Here is a 1,075-nt window from a genome sequence, read left to right on the forward strand (position 1 = left end):
CAATTCAAAAACAAGAAGCTAAATTAAAAGTCCTTAATCAGAAAATCAAGGACGAAAAAAATAAAATTGAACAAAGGCTGGGTAAACAGATTATTAGTCAAGCAAATTTAAATTATGCTGATTTGTCTAATGATAATATCAAGTCTTTATCCAAAAAAGTGGCCGAGTTTTTAAAGGAAAATCAAGCACATAATCAGTTATAAATAATGGGGTTGTGTTATGGCTAATCAATATGAAAAGCTAGTTGAACAACAAGCAAGATTAAAGAAGAAAATAGAGCGAGAAGATTTTCAACTTCGTCAATCTAAATACTATAAAAATCGTCAAGCTCGTAAAGCCCGTTCTCGACGTTTAATTCAAAAGGACGCTTTATTAGAAAAATACTTTCAGGCTGATAATTTATCAGTTGAACAAACCGAGGAACTTTTAGAAATATTTGCTGATTATGTTAATGAACATAAACCGGATAAACTAAAAAACGATCAACCTAATAACTAGGCCGATCGTTTTTATTTTCTGGATCATTTTTAGGTTTAACTTCTGGGTTATGATCTGCAAAATCTTTTAATTGTTTTTGGATTCTTTGTGTGAACTCTGCTTTACTTTCTTTGAGTTTTTTTTACTTGATTGCTGTTGAATTACCTTTTGATCCTTGCCCCTTCTTTTGGCTTTTAGGCTAAGAGCAAAAACAGCAATTTTATTTTGATCTAGCTTACTTAAATGCCCAATTTTCTTAAATCTTAAACCGGCTTTGGGAAACTGATAAAGATTACCAAGATCAACCCATGAAGGTTTCTTCAATCCGGCAGCTTGCCAATCTTTAATTGGATAATATTGTTGTTTGATATGAGCTGATTTGTTTTGATATTTACTGGTGATTTTAAAAGCTTCGACCGTTTGTTCTGATACCTTACGAATTAATACCGGTCGAGACTTGCCACCGTTAGTTTCTACAAAACTAACGTATAGGCTGATTAAGTCATTAGTCCTCATCTGGATCATTGAGCCAATCAGCGACTTCTTTAGCGTCTTTGAACTTCGTTACTGGCGTACCTTCGGTAGCCTTTAAAAAGCG

The 1,075-nt window shown here is 33.3% G+C and carries 2 protein-coding genes and 2 pseudogenes; 2 read left to right on the forward strand and 2 right to left on the reverse strand.

Going from position 1 to position 1,075, the window contains the following annotated elements:
- Window positions 1-2 precede the first annotated feature (2 nt).
- Complete coding sequence (locus FD20_RS12550) at window positions 3-203, forward strand: hypothetical protein (RefSeq protein WP_057738938.1); 201 nt, start codon at window positions 3-5, stop codon at window positions 201-203.
- Between the two features lie 16 nt (window positions 204-219).
- Window positions 220-498, forward strand: a complete 279-nt coding sequence (locus tag FD20_RS12555; protein WP_057738940.1) for a hypothetical protein — start codon at window positions 220-222, stop codon at window positions 496-498.
- On the opposite strand, the pseudogene FD20_RS13645 reads toward FD20_RS12555, so the two are convergent.
- Together FD20_RS13645 and FD20_RS12565 are read right to left on the reverse strand one after the other, a co-directional pair.
- Window positions 488-993, reverse strand: a pseudogene (locus FD20_RS13645) (hypothetical protein). The gene FD20_RS12555 and the pseudogene FD20_RS13645 overlap by 11 nt on opposite strands.
- A pseudogene (locus tag FD20_RS12565) lies at window positions 983-1,075 on the reverse strand (type II toxin-antitoxin system RelB/DinJ family antitoxin); the annotation flags it as partial. The pseudogenes FD20_RS13645 and FD20_RS12565, both read right to left, overlap by 11 nt.

Source organism: Liquorilactobacillus uvarum DSM 19971 (assembly GCF_001434935.1).
Taxonomy (GTDB): domain Bacteria; phylum Bacillota; class Bacilli; order Lactobacillales; family Lactobacillaceae; genus Liquorilactobacillus; species Liquorilactobacillus uvarum.